Genomic DNA, 17,095 nt, shown 5'->3' with positions numbered 1-17,095 from the left:
TCGACTCTCCCCGTACGCGAACTCAGGAGCGGCGATTATGGACTCTTCCGCGAACGCCGCCACCGCTGGCGCTTCGAATGCGGCGGGCTTCGGCGATCAGGCCTCCCGCCTGCAGGCCCTCGCCGGGTGCCGCCTACTGCGCCACATGGCCCCGGCCGAGGTCGAGGCGCTGGTCTCGCGCATCGAGATCCTGACCGTTCGCCGCGGCGCGCGGCTGGTGCAGCGGCATGATCCGGGCGGCGCGATCTACGTCGTCGTGCAGGGGCTGCTGCTGGTGAACCAGTATGCGCGCTCGGGCCGCGAGGTCGGTTATCGCCGCCTGCAGCCGGGCTCTTATTTCGGCGAGATCGCCGCCATCGACCGCCTGCCCCGCTCGGCCAATGTCACGGCCCTGACCGAAGCCGTCGTCGGGCGCCTGCCCGAGCCCCTGGTGGCCGAGCTGATGGCTGGCTCGCCCAACTTCACCCGCGCGGTGATGGAGGACCTGGCGGCCATGGTGCGGGCGCTCAGCAGCCGGGTCTTCGAGCTGAACGCCGTCTCGGCCCCCTGCCGCGTGCAGATGGAACTGCTTCGCCTGGCCACCGACGTCGGCATCGAGGACAACCGCGCGGTGCTGGCCCGCGCGCCCACCCACGCCGAGATCGCCGTCCTGGCCGGCGCCCAACGCGAGGCCGTGACGCGGGAACTGAACCGTCTGGAGACCCGCAACCTGATCGCCAAGCAGGGCCGCACCCTGACCATCCTCGACATCGACGGCCTGGTCGCCGAGATCGAGCGCCTGGGCGGGGACGAGCCGGAGCTCTAGTTCCCGCTCTCCTGCAGCGCCCGCGTCACACCGTTGGTCCAGCCGAAGCCGTCCTGCAGAGGGTACTCCCCGCCCCCGCCGGCCTTGGCTTCCTCGACGTCGTACTTTTCCAGCATCTTGCCGCTGGCGCGGTACTCCCGCTCGACCGTCGCCAGCCAGCGGCTGGAGACCTCGGCGGCCAGCGCGCGCTCGCCGTAGCGGCGCAGGCCGGCGACCGCCACCCACTGCAGCGGGGCCCAGCCGTTGGGCGTGTCCCACTGCTGGCCGGTGCGGCGCGTGGTGGTGCGCAGGCCGCCGGACGCCAGCAGTTGCTCGCGCGTCGCGCTCGCCACGGCCTTGGCCTGCTCCGGCGAGGCCGCCCCGACGAACAGCGGATAGAGGGTGGCGGCGCTCAGGGCGTCGACCCGCTCGCCGCCGGTCCAGAGCCAGTCGAGATAGACCCCGCGCGAGGCGTCCCACAGCACCGCGTCCATCGCCGCCTTGCGCGCTTTGGCGCGGGCGTCGAACTCGGCGACGCAGGCCGCGTCGGCGATGCGGGCGCAGCCGGTCGAGATGGCGCCCTCCAGGCCGTACATCAGGGCGTTGAGGTCGACGGGAACGATCGCCGTGGTGCGGATGGTCTTCAGGTGCTCGCCGTCGGCCATCCAGCGCGACGAGAAGTCCCAGCCGCTCTCGGCCCCGGCCCGCAGGTCGCGGAACACCTCGGCCGGCGGACGGCCCGTGGCCAGGGAAGCCTCGCGGGCGGTCTCCAGATCCTCGCGGTAGGATTCGTCGCGCGGAGTGACGCGGTCGTCGTAGTAGCGGTTCAGCACCGCCCCGCCCGGCAGGGCGACGACGCGGCGATAGGCCTTGCCGGGGGCTAGCGTCTTCTCGCCGTCCATCCAGAAGGCGTGCTCGCGCCGCATCAGGTCGACACGCGCCTTGACCACCGCCGGGTCGGTCGCGTCGGAAAGGCCAACCATGGCGTAGAAGAACGGCGGCTGCGAGCGGCTGAGATAGTAGGTGCGCGCGCCGTTGGGGATGTGGCCGTAGGCGTCGATCAGGCCGCCGAAGTCGTCGATCATGCTCTCGACCAGGTCCGCCCTGCCGTCGAGCTTCAGGCCCAGCATCGTGAAGTAGCTGTCCCAGTAGTAGATTTCGCGGAAGCGGCCGCCTGGCACGACGAAGGGCTTGTCCATCGCCAGGGCCGAACCGCCGGCCACCGGCTTGACCGGATCGCGGGTCAGGTGCGGCCACAGCTGCGCGACGTGGGCCTTCAGCGTGGTGCGCTCGGCGCTGGGCGCGGGAGCCGCGCCGGCCTCGGGCACGACGAAGTTGGCGCGCAAGAAGCGCTTCAGCTCGGCGTCGGTGAAGCGGGCATGGGCGCGATAGTCCTTGAGGATCGCGGCCGGGTCGCGCCTGGGCGTGGCGTCGACGAAGGTCTTGCCGTCCGGGAACAGCCGCCGGGTCTGCACTTGGTGGAAGAGCTCCTGGTACGTGTCCGCGGGCGTTGCGATCTCCGCCGCCGGCGCCTGGGCCATGGCGAACGGCGCAAGGGCCGTCCAGGCCGCTGCTGAAACGACGGCGAGCAGGCGAGCGCGGATCATTCGGGGCCTCACGACAGAAAAAAGGACGCGGACCGGCAGGGAGGAAAGCCGGCCCGCGCGCAGGAACCGTTGCAGGACAGAACCCGCGAAGGCCTCAGAAGTTGTAGCCGACGCTCAGGCGCACCGAGCGGCCCAGGATCGGCCGGGCGTTGGCGCCGCTGGTCGAGCGCGGATCGCCTTCCGTCAGGCCGTGGCTGTCGGTGAGATTGTCGCCGGCGATCTGCACGTCGAACTGGCCGACCCGGAAGATCGCGCCGAGATCGAGCTTCTCGTAGCCCTTCAGCACCTGGGTGTTGGCGTTGTCGCCATAGCGGTCGTCGACGGCGCTGAGCGTGCCGTAGAAGGTGGCGTCGACCGCGCCCAGCTGCACGTCCCAGCTGGGCGTGAAGCGGATCTGCCAATCAGGCTGGCGCTGGGCGCTGTTGCCCGCGTTGGCCGGGATCGAGGACTGCTTGATCTCGGTCTTCTGGAAGGTGCCGTTCAGCGCCAGCGACAGGCCGAAGTCCGACCGCCAGCGGCCGTCGAGCTCGATGCCGTGGGCCTTGTTGGTGTTGCTTTCCTGGATGCCGCCGACGTCGGCGAACTTGGCGCCCTTGAACTCGTTGGCGAAGCCGGTGGCGTACAGTTCGAACGGCCCGCTGCGCAGCTTGTAGCCCAGCTCGTACTGGTCGACCTTGAGGGTGTCGGTCAGGTTTTCGCGGAAGTTGTCGAAGCTGGGGAACTTGTAGCCCCGCGAATAGCGCACGAAGACGCCCGAGACGTCGTTGAGGTCGTAGTTTGCGCCCACCGTGTAGGACGTCTTGCTCTGGCTGTAGTCGGTGGTGCGGATGGCCAAGCCGTCCGGATAGCCGTTGCCGTCGTCGACCACGTAGTCGGTCTTGAAGCGCTCGCGGCGCACGCCAAGGTCGATGCGCAGGGCTTCGGTGGCCTGCCAGGCGTCGGCCAGATAGAGCGCGTCCACCCGCCCGTCGCCGGCCGAAACGAGGCCGTAGTTCCAGCAGCCCGAACCGCTGCCGGCCGTCGCCAGGTTGGCGCAGGTGATCCCGGTCGCCAGGTAGTCGCCGTTGGCCTTCACCTGCATCGGGCGGAAGTTACCGATGGTCCAGAAGTCGTCCGACGAGAAGCTGGAGGCGTAGTAGCCGGCCGAAAGCTCGTGGGTTCCGAGGGTCTTGGAGACGCTGAAGTCGTTGGTCAGCGCCTCGATCTCCTTCTCGACGATCCAGGCGCCCCAGTTCTGGACGTAGGCGCCCGAGCCCAGGGTCGCGCCGCCGCGCGTGGTCACGGCMGAGCCGGTCACCGCGGCCACGGACGCCGCCGTCACCGCTCCGCCGTCGGGCACCAGGCCGTAGGTGTTGGCGTCGCCCTTGGTGAAGCTGAAGCGGTCGCGCACCGTCCAGCCGTCGCCGAACTCGTGCTCGAAGCTGCCGCCGGCGACATAGCCCTTCCAGCCGCGACCGTCGGCCAGGTCGAAGCTGCGGGTGGTCCCGTCGGCGTGGACCTGCAGGGTCTGGTGGCGCGAAAGCTCGCCGATCTGGGTGTAGGTCCCCTTGTCGACGCCGGGCACGTTGATGGCGAACGGCAGGTACCAGGCGCCGTGGTCGTCAGTGGCGCGGGCGTAGAGGTTGATCTTGCCGTTCTCCAGCTTCTTGGTGAGGTTCACCGTGAACTGCTGGCCCTTCTCGCTGTCGAACTGGGTGTCGCGAACGCCCGGCGAGCGGGCGACGTAGCCGCCCACCATGAAGAACAGGTCGTCCGCCAGCTTGCCGCTGACCACGCCGTCGATGCGGCGCAGGCCGTAGTCGGAGGTCGAGGCCTTCACCAGGCCCTTGGTCTCCTCGCCGCCCTCCTTGAGCATGAAGTTGGTCGTCAGGCCCGGCTGGCCGTTGGAGAAGATCGGGTTGGGGCCGCCGCGCAGGGCCTCCATCCGCGAGATCGTCTCGTCGACGCGGAAAATCGACGAGTTCTCGAGGAACGACAGGGTCGACGGCGGATAGATCGGCGCGCCCTGCAGTTGGATGGTCAGGAACTCGGCGTCGCCGGTGGCGGGAAAGCCGCGCACGAAGACGTTGGCGCCGGCCACGCCGCCCGAGGTTTCCACCCAGACGCCCGGCACCAGGGCCAAGAGCTCGGCGCTCGACTTGGGCGAGGCCTTGGTGATGTCGGCGGCGTTGACGGTGCTGACGGCGAAGCTGGCCGACAGCTTGTCGATGCCCGCGCCGCCGGGGGTGCCGACGACAATGACCTCTTCGACCTCGGCCGGCGCTTCGGGCTGGGCCGGAGGCTCGGCGGCGACGGCCGGGGCGGCCTGGGCCGTGGCGCTGGCGGCGACCAGCAGGCTGCGGCCGCGGATGGCGTAGACGCCGCTGGCGGTAGGCTGGGCCACCATGTCCGAGCCGGCCAGCAGGCGCTTGAGGCCCTCTTCGGCCGAATAGCTGCCCTTCAGGCCGGCGCTGCGCTTGCCGCGCAACTGGGTCTCGTCGAAGGCCAGCTGCTGGCCCGACACGCGACCGAAGGCCCGCAGGGCGCCGCCCAGGTCCTGGGCCGGAATGTCGAAGCTGTAGGTCGCCCGCGCCTGGGCGTAGCCGGCGGTCGGCGCGATCAGCGCCGCCAGGACGGCGGCGGCGGTGCTGGTGCCCCAGACGAGGCGGCGGTCGAAGCTCTTGCGCATCACTTCCCTCCCTCGCGCCGATCATTGTTCTTTGGCGGCGCTTTGGTCAGTGAGACGCCTCAGTCGGCGGAAGACTCACCAGCGCCGCTGATCTTTTTTTGTCCGCCGTCACTTTGCCCCCTGGCGATCCGCAGCACCGTCTCGCCCGAAGACGGCTCGGCCCGCACCGGCAGCACGGCCGTGACGCCGTCGATGAAGGCCCGGGTGTCGCCCGAGGTGAAGACGCCGCTGATCTTCAGCCGGCCCACCGCAGGATCGGCGATCCGCAGCTTCTCGCGAGCGTAGCGGTTCACCCGCTCGACGGCGAGGTCCATGGGTTCGTCCTGGAACACCAGCTGGCCGCTCTCCCACGAAGCCGCGCGCGAGGGGTCGGTGGCCGACACCACGGTTGCGCCCGAGGTCGTCGAGGCGACCAGTTCATGGTCGGGCGTCAGCAGCCGTTCGGCCGGCGCGCCGTCGACCTTCAGCGACGGCGGCGGACGGCCGCGACCGCCCTCCCCGTCCAGCACGGCGACGTGGCCCTCATAGAGCACCACGCGCATCTGGCCCGGCAGGCGCTCGACGCTGAACGTCGTGCCGGTGGCGACCACCAGCTTGCCGTCGGCGGCTACCGAGAACGGCCGCAGCGGGTCCTTGGCCACCGAGAACTTGGCGCGGCCTTCGTCCAGCCACAGCCGGCGACGTCCGCCGTCGTAGCGCACGCGCAGCACGGTGGCCGCGTCCAGCGAGGCGCGCGAGCCGTCGGGCAGCTCGACGATGCGACGCTCGCCCTCGGTGGTGCGATAGACGTCCGGCAGGCTGGCGCGCCAAGCAAGACCGCCGCCGGCCAGAGCGGCCACGAGGCAGGCGGCGACAGCGCCGCCGATCACCGCGCGGCGTCCCGGCTTGCGCGACCACCGCGCCCGCTGGGCCCGGCGCAGGTCTTCCAGCGCCTCGCCGCGCAGGGCGACCATGCCGGGGCTCATCGCCTGCTCGTCCACCGCCCGCCATGCCGAGACGGCGTCGTCCAGCAGTTCGCGATGCTGCGGATCGGCGGCGAACCAGGCTTCCAGCTCGCGCTGCTCGACCGGCGACAGCTCGCCCTCCGCCAGCCGCACGCACCAGGCGGCCGCCGCGTCCAGCGCTTCCTCGGCGGCCGGATTGCTCATGTCGGGCCCGCTCATTCCCCGGCCCTCGTACGCTTGGTCAGGTGGCCCATGGCTTTAAGGATATGCTTCTGCACGCCGCTGGTGGTCATGCCGTACAGTTCGGCCAGCTCGGCCTGCTTCATGCCTTCCAGCCGGAACAGCAGGAAGATGGCCCGGGTGCGCTCGGGCAGTTCGCGCAGGGCGTCGGACACCTCGCCAAGGCGCTCGCGCCCCATCAGCACGCGCGCGGGATCAAGGGGCTCCAGATCCAGCGGCTCGGCGCGGATCGCCGCGCTGTAGCTGGACCGCACGCGCTCGCGCCGCGCCCGGTCGCGCAGCAGATTGGCGGCCATCTGGAAGATGTAGGCGTCGGCGTTGTCCATCGTACGCTCGCCCTCGCTCAGGGCCAGCTTGGCGAACAGTTCCTGGGTCATGTCCTCGGCGTCGCTGTGGCTGGCGGCGCGGCGCATGAAGAACGCCATCAGCGCTGGCCGATAGCGCCGATCCAAGCTCCCCAGGTCCTGTTCACTCTTGGCCCGCACGGTCCGTCTCGACAGCTTTCCCGGAGTGCATGACGCACATCCTCGCCGGATGCACACCAGCGGGCGACGATTTTCTCGGCTCAGGTTCCGGTCAGGCTCTTCAGGCGGTTGCGCAGCGGGGTTTCCACCCAGCGCCAGGCCGCCCAGGAGGCGGTCGGCAGCACGAAGAAGGCCAGGACGCAGAACCACAGCGGCAGGTCGCGCTTCCAGCCGTCGGGATAGATCGAGATCATCAGGTACCAGAAGGCCCAGTGCAGGGCGTAGAGGGGGTAGGACACCCCGCCCAGCCGCTCGCACAGCTTGGCCAGTCGGCCGCCGGGATCATAGGCGCCCAGCAGCACCAGGACCGGGAACAGCAAGGTGGTGCAGGCGAAATCGTAGAGGCCGTTGGCGATCCTCGTCGGCCAGACCGGCAGCACCAGCACGATCAGCAGCAGGACCGCCGGCAGCCAGGTCTTGCGGGCGGCAAAGCTGGCCCGATAGCGCCAGCACATCCAGCCGATGGCGAACGGATAGGCCGCGCGCAGCACGCCCAGGCCGAAGGTCGCCTGGTCCCAGCCGGTCTGCAGCCCGCCCATGCCCAGCGCCACGAACAGCAGGGCCGCGCCGGCCAGCAGCACGAACATCACCACCGCCGTGTCGGGCGCGCGCCGCACCGGGAACCAGGCCAGGCTGACCAGCACCTCCAGGCACAGCGACCAGGCCAGGGGATTGAAGGGGAACAGCGACGGAAAGGTCCCCGCCTCCATCGGCGCGAACTTGGGGATCAGCAGCAGGCCCTTGGCGAAGTCGATCCAGGTCTCGGCGTCGCCCTTGCCGGTCAAGAGCGCGCCGGCGACCGTGGCGATGGCCAGCATCGGCCAGACCCGCACCCAGCGGGCGACCAGATACTTGCCGAAACCCATGCGGCGCTGCTCGAAGGCGTGGGCCAGCACGAAGCCGCTGAGGCAGAAGAAGAAATCGACCGCAAGATAGCCGTGGCCGAAGTGCCCGCGCCGACCCGACCAGTCGGCGATGTGATAGAGCAGCACGCCCAGCGCCGCGACGCCGCGCAGCCCGTCCAGGGCGGTGTAGCGTCCTTCGTCCCTGGTCGTCGCGATCGTCACCCGATGGTGGTGTCACGATGTGGGGGCGTCGGGCAACCCCTTACCCCAGCCGCTTGATCGCCGCCTTCAACGGCTTGGCCGCCTCGGCATAGTCGGCCCAGGCCGTGCTCCTGGCGATCAGATCGGGCGCGGTGCGGATCGTGAACCGCGCCGGATCCAGGCCCGCCTTCACCTGCGTCCAGTTCAGCGGCATCGACACCGTCGCGCCCGGCCGCGCCCGCGCCGACAGCGGAGCGACCGCCGTGCTGGTGCGGTCGTTGCGCAGATAGTCGAGAAAGATCCGGCCCGCCCTGGCCTTCTTGCTCATGGTGATCAGGTAGCGGTCGGGCTCGTCGGCGGCCATGCGGGCGCAGACCTCGCGGGCGAAGACCTTGGCCTGGTCCCAGGCGACCTTGTCCGACAGCGGCGTGACCACATGCAGCCCCTTGCCGCCGGTGGTCTTGCAGAACGAGACGAGGCCCAGTTCCTCCAGCCGGTCGCGCATGTCGCGGGCGGCGAGGATGACGTCATCGAAGGACAGTTCCGGCGCGGGATCGAGGTCGAAGACCAGGCGGCCGGCGACCTCGGTGTCCTTGGGCTGGCAGTTCCAGGGATGGATCTCGACGGCGGCGATCTGTGCGGCGGCGACCAGGGCCTCGACGCGGTCGAAGCGGATGTAGGGCTGGCGATCGCCCGACACCTTCACCGTCTCGATCAGCGACGACATCCCCCGCATGGCGTGGCGCTGGAAGAAGGTTTCGCCCTCGATCCCGTCGGGCACGCGGACCACCGAGGCGGGCCGTCCCTGGACATGCGGCAGCATCCATTCGCCGACCGCCTCGTAGTAGCGGGCCAGATCGAGCTTGGTCACCGGCTCGCCGTCGCCGGCGTCTGGCCACAGCGGCTTGTCGGGCTTTGAGATCGGAACGCCCAGCACGACGCCGTCCGACTTGGCGGTCGCCTTCGGCTTGGGCTCGGCCAGTTCGGCCTTGGTCGCCGGCATGGCGTCGGCCTCGACCTCGGACGCCGGCTTGTCCTCGCGCAGACCCTTGAAGGCGGCCTGACGGATCGCGCCCTCACCGGTGAAGCCCGCATACTCGATCTCGGCCACCAGCCTGGGCTTCACCCAATGGATGTTGGCCGCGTCACGCGGCGCGCCCTTGCCCTGGAACGGCGAGCGGTCGGTTTCCAGCGCCTTCAGCTTCGGCAGCAGCCCTGCGACCTTGTCCTTGCCAAAGCCCGTGCCGATGCGGCCCACATGCACGAGTTGGCCGTCGCGCATCACCCCGGCGATCAGCGAGCGGAAGGCGCTGCCCGTCGTCGTCCAGCCGCCGATCACCACCTCGTGGCCCGCCCGGCACTTGGCCTTGGTCCAGGTCTCGCTGCGGCCCGAGCGATAAGGCGCATCCAGGCGCTTGGAGATGATCCCCTCCAGCTCCAGCCTGCAGGCCGACAGCAGCACCGCATCGCCCGCCGTCTCGAAATGGTCGACATAGCGCAGGCGCGGCTCGTCCTCGCCCAACAGCATCTTCAGTCGCGCCTTGCGCTCGCGCAGCGGCAGGCTTCGCAGGTCCTCTCCCTGGGCGAACAACAGGTCGAAGGCGAAGAAGATGATCTCGTCCTCACCACCTTCGGCCAGCGCGGCCTGCAGGGCCGCGAAGTCGGGCTGACCAGCCTCGTCCAGCACCACCGCCTCGCCGTCGACGATCGCGTCGGGCAGATCGGCGGCGGCCTCGGCGATCCCAGCGAACCTATCGGTCCAGTCCAGGCCCTTGCGGGTGCGTAAGGCCGCGCGGCCGTCCTCGACGCGCAGCTGCAGGCGATAGCCGTCGAACTTGATCTCGTGAGCCCAGCCCTCGCCCTGCGGCGGACGCTCCACCGGCTTGCAAAGCTGCGGCTCGACGAAGCGCGGCATGGCGGCGGCGCTGGCCGCCTTGGCTTTCTGGGCCGGCGCGAAGCTGCGGACCTCGCCGGCCTTGGCCCGCGATTTCCAGACCGCGTCGGCCTTGCCTCCGGACTTCAGGATGAAAGGTCTGGGCGCCCTGCCCTTGCCCGCCGCGATGTCGGCCATGGTGCGGCCCGAGGCGATCGAGCGATCCTCCTTCAGGACAGCCTCGCCCTTTCCTGGTTTGGCGGCCTCGTCCTGGTGCTTGATGAGCAGCCAGTTGGCGCGCCTGGCCTTTCCTTCCTTGGCCTCGCGGTCGTGCTTCATCCGCACCAGCACCCAGCCGCCGTGCAGGCGCTCGCCCTCCAGCACGAATTTCAGCTCGCCTTTCTTCAGCACCTTGCCGATGTCTTCGAAACCCGGCTCGGGCGCCCAATAGCCCCGGTCCCACAGCTGCACCGTGCCGCCGCCGTACTGGCCCTTGGGGATCACCCCCTCGAAGTCGCCATAGTCGAGCGGATGGTCCTCGACCTCGACCGCCAGACGCTTGTCGGCCGGATCCAGCGACGGGCCGCGGGTCACCGCCCACGACTTCAGGACGCCGTCGACCTCCAGCCGGAAGTCATAGTGCAGGCGGGTGGCGTCGTGCTTCTGGATGACGAATCGCGGATGCGGCGCGGCCGCCACGGCGCGCTCGCCGCTGGGCTCGGCGGTCTTCCTGAAGTCTCGCTTGCGGCGATATTCGGTCAGTTGCGGCTGAGCCATCTTCCCGATCCCTCTCTGAAAACAAGAGTCTTCGAGCGCATGAACGGTTCCCCTCCGCGCCGTGACGTGTTTCAGTGGACCAATTGTCAATGACACCGGTTTCCATTAGAGACAGCGCAGGTCCGACGAACGGGCCAGCCATGAGTAAATCCAGGGAGGCTACGCGGCGTGACCGTTTCTGAGGCGCAAAGCGACCTATTCGCACCGGCGTCGATCGCCCCCCAATTCGTCGAAGCCCGCCAGAAGGGCGTTTCGGTTCCCGGCTATCCCGGCGGCGCCCTGCCCCAGTCGATGGCCGACGGCTACGCGGTGCAGGACATCGCCATCGACCTGTGGCCCGACGAGCTGGTCGGCTGGAAGGTGGGCCTGGTTCCCCCGCAGCACCGCGAGCGCCTGGGCGTCGATCGCCTGGCCGGCTGCATCTTTGCGAAGAACGTCTGGGACGCCGGCGCCGAGCCGACCCCGTTCCGCGCCATTTCCGGCGGTTTCTGCGCCGTTGAGGCCGAGTTCATCATCCGCCTGTCCAAGGACGCCCCCGAGGGCAAGACCGAGTGGACGGCCGAAGAAGCCGCCGACTATGTGGGCGAGCTGATCCTGGGCGTCGAGATCGCCGGCAGCCCTCTGAAGACCATCAACGAGCTGGGCCCGCCCATCGTCGTCTCCGACTTCGGCAACAACGACGGCCAGATCCTGGGTCCGGTCATCGAGAACTGGCGCGAGATCGGCTGGGAGGCCATGCCGGCCGAGACCTTCGTCAACGGCGCCAGCGTCGGCAAGGGCGGCGCGACCTCGATCCCCGGCTCGCCCCTGGCGGCCCTGGCCTTCCTACTGGGTCACGTCGCCTCGCGCGGCCGCCCGCTGAAGAAGGGCATGATCGTCACCACCGGCGCCAGCACCGGAATCCACGATGTGGCCGCCGGCGACGAGTCGACCATAAGCTTCGGCCCGCTGGGCGAGGTCCGCTGCAGGGCGGTCCCCGCCTGACGGCGGACCGCCGCGCAACAACGAACCAAAAACAAAGACTAGGGTAAGGAAGACGAAGTCCATGGACGTATCCGCGGCCCCCGCGCCGTCTGAAAAGATCGGGCGCTATCGCTGGGTGATCGTCAGCCTGCTGTTCGCGGCGATGGTCATCAACTATGTGGACCGGCAGACCATCGGCCTGCTCAAGCCGAACCTCTCCAAGGAGTTCGGCTGGAGCGAGGGCGACTACGCCGATCTCGTCTTCTACTTCCAGCTCTCCTACGCCATCGCCTACCTGGCGTGGGGCAAGATCATGGACAAGATCGGGGCCCGCTGGGGCTTCGGCATCGCCTTCGCCATCTGGCAGGTCGCCCACATCGCCCACGCCGGCGCGCGCGGCCTGTCGGGCTTCATCTTCGCCCGCATGGGCTTAGGGATCGGCGAGGCCGGCGGCTTCCCGGGCGGCATCAAGGCCGTGGCCGAGTGGTTCCCCAAGAAGGAACGCGCCTTCGCCACCGGCATCTTCAACGCCGGCACCAACATCGGCGCCATCGTGACGCCCCTCGTCGTGCCGGGCATCACCCTGGCCTTCGGCTGGCAGATGGCCTTCATCGTCACCGGCGTCGCCGGCCTGATCTGGCTGCCGATCTGGCTCCTGGTCTACCGCCGCCCGCGCGAGCACAAGAAGCTGGGCGCGGCCGAGCTGGCCCACATCGAGCAGGATCCGGCCGACCCGGTCGAGAAGATCGGCTGGGCCAAGCTGCTGACCAAGCGCGAGACCTGGGCCTATTCGATCGGCAAGTTCCTGATCGACCCGATCTGGTGGATGTTCCTGTTCTGGCTGCCCGACTTCCTGGGCAAGCGTTACGGCTTGGACCTGAAGACCTTCGGCCCGCCGCTGATCGCCATCTATCTGCTCAGCGACGTCGGCAGCGTCGGCGGCGGCTGGCTGTCGTCGAACCTGATGAAGCGCGGCTGGAGCATCAACGCCGMCCGCAAGACGACCATGCTGGTCTGCGCCCTGCTGGCCGTGCCGGTGATGTTCGCCTCGTTCGCCAGCAACGTCTGGCTGGCCGTGCTGATCATCGGCGTGGCGACCGCGGCCCACCAGGGCTTCTCGGCCAACCTCTACACCCTGCCCTCGGACGTCTTCCCCCGCGCCGCCGTCGGCTCGGTGGTCGGCATCGGCGGCATGCTGGGCGCGCTGGGCGGCATGGTGTTCTCCAAGTACATCGGCAAGGTGCTGGAGGACATCGGCACCTATACCCCGATCTTCGTGGTCGCCGGCACCGCCTACCTCCTGGCCCTGCTGGTCGTGCACCTGCTGAGCCCCAAGATGGAGCCGGTGAAGATCTGATCTTCGCCGCCCGCCTGAAATCGAGCCCCCGGACGCAGCCGCGCCGGGGGCTTTTTCGTTGTGCATTTCCCCCGCCGGCGCCGTGACCTCGCCGCGATCACGGCCTAGATTGGATGCATGACAACGTTGTCTCCCACCACGACCGCCCCGCTCAACGTCGCCCTCGTCGGCTACGGCTATGTCGGCAAGACCTTCCACGCGCCGCTGATCGGCGCCACGCCGGGCCTGGTGCTGCACACCGTGGTCTCGAGCGACCCGGCCAAGGTCGCCGCCGACCATCCCGAGGCCAGGGTGGTCGCCAGCCTCGACGAGGCCCTGGCCGATCCGGCTGTCGACCTGGTGGTGGTCGCGACCCCCAACGACCTGCACGCCCCGCAGGGCCAGGCGGCGCTGGCCGCCGGCAAGCACGTGGTGATCGACAAGCCGTTCACCGTCACCCTCGACGAGGCCCGCGCCCTGATCGCCTCGGCCGAGACCCACGACCGGCTGCTGTCGGTGTTTCACAACCGCCGCTGGGACGCCGACTTCCTGACCCTGAAGGGCCTGATCGCGGACGGCGTCCTGGGCGAGGTGACGCAGTACGAAAGCCACTTCGACCGCTTCCGCCCCGTAGTGCGCGACCGCTGGCGCGAACGGGCCGGCCCGGGCGCCGGCGCCTGGTTCGACCTTGGCCCGCACCTGCTGGACCAGGCCCTGCAGCTGTTCGGCCAGCCGCTGGCGGTCAATGCCGACATCGGCGTCCAGCGCCAAGGCGCGGGCGCCGACGACTATTTCCACGTGACGCTGCGCTATCCGGCGCTGCGGGTGATCCTGCACGGCAGCCTGCTGACCGCGGCGGCCGACCTGCGCCTGGCCGTGCACGGCACGAAGGGCAGCTTCGTCAAGCAAGGCCTCGACGCGCAGGAGGATGCGCTCAAGCGCGGCCTGACCCCCGCCGACGAGGGCTTCGGCCTGGACCCACGTCCTGGGACCCTGACCCGCGCCGAGGGCGACGTGCTGACCAGCCAGAGCGTCCAGGGCCAGCGGGGCGACTACGCGGCCTATTACGCCGGCGTCCGCGACGCGATCCTGACCGGCGCCGCCAATCCCGTGCCGGCCCGCGAGGCGCTGCAGGTGATGGAGCTCCTGGACTTGGCCGCCCGCTCGGCCGCCGAGCGCCGCGAACTGCCGGTCGAGGCCGCCCGATGAGCCACAAGGACGACCTGGACCGCATCGCCGCCCAGGAGGCCACGCTGGTCTTCCCGCGCTTCGACCTCGACACGGCCTGGGCCCTGGGCGCGGGCCTGCGCGACGCGGCCCTGGCCCGCAAGGCGCCGCTGGCCATCGACATTTCGCTGCGCGACCGGCCGCTGTTCCACGCCGCCCTGCCCGGCTCTACCGGCGAGAACGCCGACTGGATCCGCCGCAAGCGCAACACCGTGCTGCACTTCTCCAAGAGCTCGTACGGCGTCGGCCTGGCGCTGGCGGCCAAGGGCGAGACGCTGGAGGCCAAGCACGGCCTGCCGACGCGGGACTACGCCGCCCACGGCGGCGGCTTTCCGCTGCTGGTCAAGGGCCTGGGCTGCATCGGCGCGGTGACCGTCTCGGGCCTGCCCCAGCGCCAGGACCACGTGCTGGTGGTCGAGGCCCTGGCGATGATGCTCGGCAAGGAACTGGACGACCTGGCGCTGGGGTGACCCCCTCCGGCCCTCCGGGCCACCTCCCCCAAAGGGGGAGGATCTGAGTGCCCAGATGCTCCCCCTTTGGGGGAGCTGTCGCGAAGCGACTGAGGGGGTTTTCCGCCCCCACCACCCACTTTTCGCGCACGGCCTAGCCTCCCACGCCGGCCGCCCCTAGAAATGGACTCGCCGTTTTCGTGGGGATATCGACATGCGCCGCCGCACCTTCTTCGCCGCCCTGCCCGCCGTCGCCCTGGCGGGGGAAGCCTTCGCGCAGTCGCAGATCCTGACCGGCCCCAACCCGAACAGGAAGCGCCCCGACGTGCATGGCGGCGACCGGGTTGATGGGGCCAGCTTCGCCTCGCGCTCGGCCGCCTGGGGCGTCCACGGCGCCGCGGCCACGGCCCATCCGCTGGCGACCCAGGCCGCGATCGCGGTGCTCAAGAAGGGCGGCTCGGCGGCCGACGCGGCCGTGGCGGCCAACGCCATGCTGGGCCTGTGCGAACCGATCGCCTGCGGCATCGGCGGCGACTGCTATGTCCTGCTCTGGGATCCCAAGACCCGCAAGGTGGTCGGCCTGAACGGCTCGGGCCGCTCGCCCAAGGGGCTGTCGCTGGAAACCGTCCGCGCGCGCGCCAAGGACGGCAAGATCCCCTCCTACGGCGCGGTCAGCGTCAGCGTGCCCGGCGCGGTCGACGCCTGGCGGGCCCTGCACGAGCGCTACGGCAAGCTGAAGTGGGCCGAGTTGTTCGAGCCGGCGATCGCCACCGCCGAGGAAGGCCATCCGATCACCCAGAACGTCGCCTACTATCTGGCCGGCAGCCACCGCCGCTTCACCAACCCGGCCTCCAACATCGAGGAGGTCGAGAACTTCAAGAAGGTCTGGGCGCCGGACGGCAAGACCCCCGTTGAAGGCGAGATCTTCAAGAACCCGGCGCTGGCCCGCACCTACCGCCTGATCGCCCAGGGCGGCGGCCGGTCCTTCTATGAAGGCGAAATCGCCACGACGATCGAGGCCTATTTCAAGCGCATCGGCGGCTGGATGACCAAGGCGGACCTCTCCGCCCACCGCTCGGTCTGGACCACGGTTCACACCACCGGCTATCGCGGCGTCGACGTCCACGCCCTGGGCGACAACACCCAAGGGCTGGCCACCCTACAGATGCTCAATATCCTCGAGCAGTTCGACGTGGCGGGCATGGGCTTCCAGTCGGCCCAGGCCATCCACCACGCCGTCGAGGCCAAGCGCCTGGCCTATGAAGACCGCGCCCGCTTCTACGCCGACCAGGACTTCTACAAGTCGCCGATCGAGTGGCTGATCTCCAAGGATTACGCCAAGGAGCGCGCCAAGCTGATCCGCCCCGACAGGATCTGGACGCCGAGCTATCCGGGCGCGGCGCCCAGCAAGGGCGACACCACCTATTTCACCACTGCCGACAAGGACGGGATGATGGTCTCGATCATCCAGTCGAACTATCGCGGCATGGGCTCGGGCCTGATGCCCGACGGCCTGGGCTTCATGTTCCAGGACCGGGGCGAGTTGTTCGCCCTGACCGACGGCCACCCCAACGTCTATGCGCCCGGCAAGCGGCCGTTCCAGACGATCATCCCGGGCTTCGCCACCCGCAAGGGCGAGCCGTGGCTCTCCTTCGGGGTCATGGGCGGCGACATGCAGCCCCAGGGCCAGACCCAGATCATCAGCAACATGGTCGACTTCGGCCTGGGCGTGCAGGAAGCCGGCGACGCGCCGCGCTGGCACCACGGCGGCTCGCCCGAGCCGACCGGGATCGCCGCCGAGGACATCACCGCGCTCGACCTGGAAAGCGGCGTCCCTGCCGCCACGCGCAAGGCGCTGGAGGCGATCGGCTGGACCCTGAAGACCGATATCGGCGGCTATGGCGGTTACCAGGCCATCGAACGCTGGCCGGGGCGCTACGCGGCGGCGACCGAGATGCGCAAGGACGGCGTGGCGCTGGGGTACTAGAGTTCCCTTCTCCCTGGAGGGAGAAGGTGGCGCGAAGCGCCGGATGAGGGGTTAGGGACTGAAGACGGCGTGCCGGCCAACACCGTCACCCCTCACCCTCCCACGCTTCGCGCGGGCCCCTCCCTCTCCCCTCCGGGAGAGGGCGATATAAGCGCCACAAGAATTACGACCTGAATCCGGCAGAAACGGCGCCATTCTGGGTCGGCAGGAACCGCGTTCGAAACCTCCCGTTACTTATCTCGACAAGGATAAGCTGAGGAGGATCCAAATGCCTGCCTTGAACCTCGATGGTCCTGAACCCGCGATCGCTAATGCTGGCGACGGTTCGGCGCTGTTTCCGCAAGCCCCCGTCTATGCCCGCACCTCGACGCGCAAGAAGAAGTCTTCCAGCAACCTGCCGCTGCTGATCGGCGCGCCGGTGGCCGTCGTCGCCGTCGGCGCCCTGGCCTGGGGCGTGATGAGCAACCAGGCCCAGGCTCCGGCCTCGTCGGGCGAAAGCCTGCAGGTGGCGCAGGCTGAACCGGTGGCCACCCCGGCGCCGACGCCGGCGCCGATGCCTGAACCGRCCGCCGCCATGCCCGCTCCCACGCCGGCCGCCCGCGTCGAGACAGCCCGCGCCGAACCGCGCCCGGCGGTCCGTCGCGCCGCTCGCCCTGCGCCGGTCGAGACC

At 69.7% G+C, this 17,095-nt stretch carries 13 protein-coding genes; 7 read left to right on the top strand and 6 right to left on the bottom strand.

Features of this window, described 5'->3' with window-relative positions:
- Positions 1 to 37 precede the first annotated feature (37 nt).
- On the top strand, positions 38 to 805 hold the full coding sequence (locus AC1DCG_RS07280; protein WP_240903491.1) for a Crp/Fnr family transcriptional regulator: 768 nt from the start codon (positions 38 to 40) through the stop codon (positions 803 to 805).
- On the opposite strand, the gene treF is transcribed toward AC1DCG_RS07280, so the two are convergent.
- The 6 genes from treF to ligD all read right to left on the bottom strand — a co-directional run bounded on the left by treF (position 802) and on the right by ligD (position 10,463).
- Positions 802 to 2,391, bottom strand: a complete 1,590-nt coding sequence (gene treF, locus AC1DCG_RS07275; protein WP_477030059.1) for an alpha,alpha-trehalase TreF — start codon at positions 2,389 to 2,391, stop codon at positions 802 to 804. The genes AC1DCG_RS07280 and treF overlap by 4 nt on opposite strands.
- Before the next feature lie 94 nt (positions 2,392 to 2,485).
- Positions 2,486 to 5,059, bottom strand: a complete 2,574-nt coding sequence (locus AC1DCG_RS07270) for a TonB-dependent receptor (RefSeq protein WP_477030058.1) — start codon at positions 5,057 to 5,059, stop codon at positions 2,486 to 2,488.
- A gap of 59 nt (positions 5,060 to 5,118) precedes the next feature.
- Positions 5,119 to 6,222 carry a FecR family protein gene (locus AC1DCG_RS07265; protein ID WP_477030057.1) on the bottom strand — a complete coding sequence of 368 codons (1,104 nt, stop codon included), beginning with the start codon at positions 6,220 to 6,222 and terminating at the stop codon, positions 5,119 to 5,121.
- A complete protein-coding gene (locus tag AC1DCG_RS07260) occupies positions 6,219 to 6,728 on the bottom strand; it encodes an RNA polymerase sigma factor (protein WP_477030056.1) in 510 nt (169 codons plus the stop codon). The genes AC1DCG_RS07265 and AC1DCG_RS07260 overlap by 4 nt, the downstream gene beginning before the upstream one ends.
- A gap of 80 nt (positions 6,729 to 6,808) precedes the next feature.
- Positions 6,809 to 7,834: an acyltransferase family protein gene (locus tag AC1DCG_RS07255; RefSeq protein ID WP_477030055.1), complete on the bottom strand. Its 1,026-nt coding sequence runs from the start codon at positions 7,832 to 7,834 to the stop codon at positions 6,809 to 6,811.
- A gap of 40 nt (positions 7,835 to 7,874) precedes the next feature.
- The gene (ligD, locus tag AC1DCG_RS07250; RefSeq protein WP_477030054.1) at positions 7,875 to 10,463 is read right to left on the bottom strand and encodes a DNA ligase D; all 2,589 of its coding nucleotides are present in this window, start codon (positions 10,461 to 10,463) and stop codon (positions 7,875 to 7,877) included.
- A gap of 168 nt (positions 10,464 to 10,631) precedes the next feature.
- Here ligD and AC1DCG_RS07245 point away from each other — a divergent pair, with 168 nt between their 5' ends.
- From AC1DCG_RS07245 to AC1DCG_RS07220, 6 genes are all read left to right on the top strand, one after another.
- Positions 10,632 to 11,447, top strand: coding sequence for a fumarylacetoacetate hydrolase family protein (locus tag AC1DCG_RS07245; protein WP_165259645.1), 816 nt, complete (start codon positions 10,632 to 10,634; stop codon positions 11,445 to 11,447).
- A 61-nt stretch (positions 11,448 to 11,508) separates the two neighbouring features.
- Positions 11,509 to 12,783 (top strand): MFS transporter, encoded by a 1,275-nt coding sequence (locus tag AC1DCG_RS07240; protein WP_477041433.1) that lies wholly within the window; start codon positions 11,509 to 11,511, stop codon positions 12,781 to 12,783.
- A 117-nt stretch (positions 12,784 to 12,900) separates the two neighbouring features.
- A complete protein-coding gene (locus tag AC1DCG_RS07235) occupies positions 12,901 to 13,971 on the top strand; it encodes an oxidoreductase (RefSeq protein ID WP_477030052.1) in 1,071 nt (356 codons plus the stop codon).
- Entirely contained in the window at positions 13,968 to 14,459 is a 492-nt protein-coding gene (locus AC1DCG_RS07230; RefSeq protein WP_477030051.1) for a heme-degrading domain-containing protein, read from the top strand. Before AC1DCG_RS07235 ends, AC1DCG_RS07230 begins: the two co-directional genes overlap by 4 nt.
- Positions 14,460 to 14,652: 193 nt before the next feature.
- Positions 14,653 to 16,425, top strand: a complete 1,773-nt coding sequence (locus tag AC1DCG_RS07225; RefSeq protein ID WP_477037296.1) for a gamma-glutamyltransferase family protein — start codon at positions 14,653 to 14,655, stop codon at positions 16,423 to 16,425.
- Between the two features lie 268 nt (positions 16,426 to 16,693).
- Positions 16,694 to 17,095 (top strand): hypothetical protein (locus AC1DCG_RS07220; RefSeq protein ID WP_477041432.1); only part of this gene is annotated, 402 nt, incomplete at its 3' end.

This window comes from Caulobacter sp. 10L414 (assembly GCF_056395525.1).
The sequence above is the reverse complement of the archived record's forward strand: the minus strand, read 5'-3'. Positions and strand labels throughout refer to the sequence as shown.

Excerpts from the sequence above, each read along its gene's own strand:
- AC1DCG_RS07280 (WP_240903491.1), top strand. The coding sequence starts at position 38 with ATGGACTCTTCCGCGAACGCCGCCACCGCTGGCGCTTCGAATGCGGCG.
- AC1DCG_RS07265 (WP_477030057.1), bottom strand. The coding sequence starts at position 6,222 with ATGAGCGGGCCCGACATGAGCAATCCGGCCGCCGAGGAAGCGCTGGAC.
- AC1DCG_RS07225 (WP_477037296.1), top strand. The coding sequence starts at position 14,653 with ATGCGCCGCCGCACCTTCTTCGCCGCCCTGCCCGCCGTCGCCCTGGCG.
- treF (WP_477030059.1), bottom strand. The coding sequence starts at position 2,391 with ATGATCCGCGCTCGCCTGCTCGCCGTCGTTTCAGCAGCGGCCTGGACG.
- ligD (WP_477030054.1), bottom strand. The coding sequence starts at position 10,463 with ATGGCTCAGCCGCAACTGACCGAATATCGCCGCAAGCGAGACTTCAGG.
- AC1DCG_RS07235 (WP_477030052.1), top strand. The coding sequence starts at position 12,901 with ATGACAACGTTGTCTCCCACCACGACCGCCCCGCTCAACGTCGCCCTC.
- AC1DCG_RS07230 (WP_477030051.1), top strand. The coding sequence starts at position 13,968 with ATGAGCCACAAGGACGACCTGGACCGCATCGCCGCCCAGGAGGCCACG.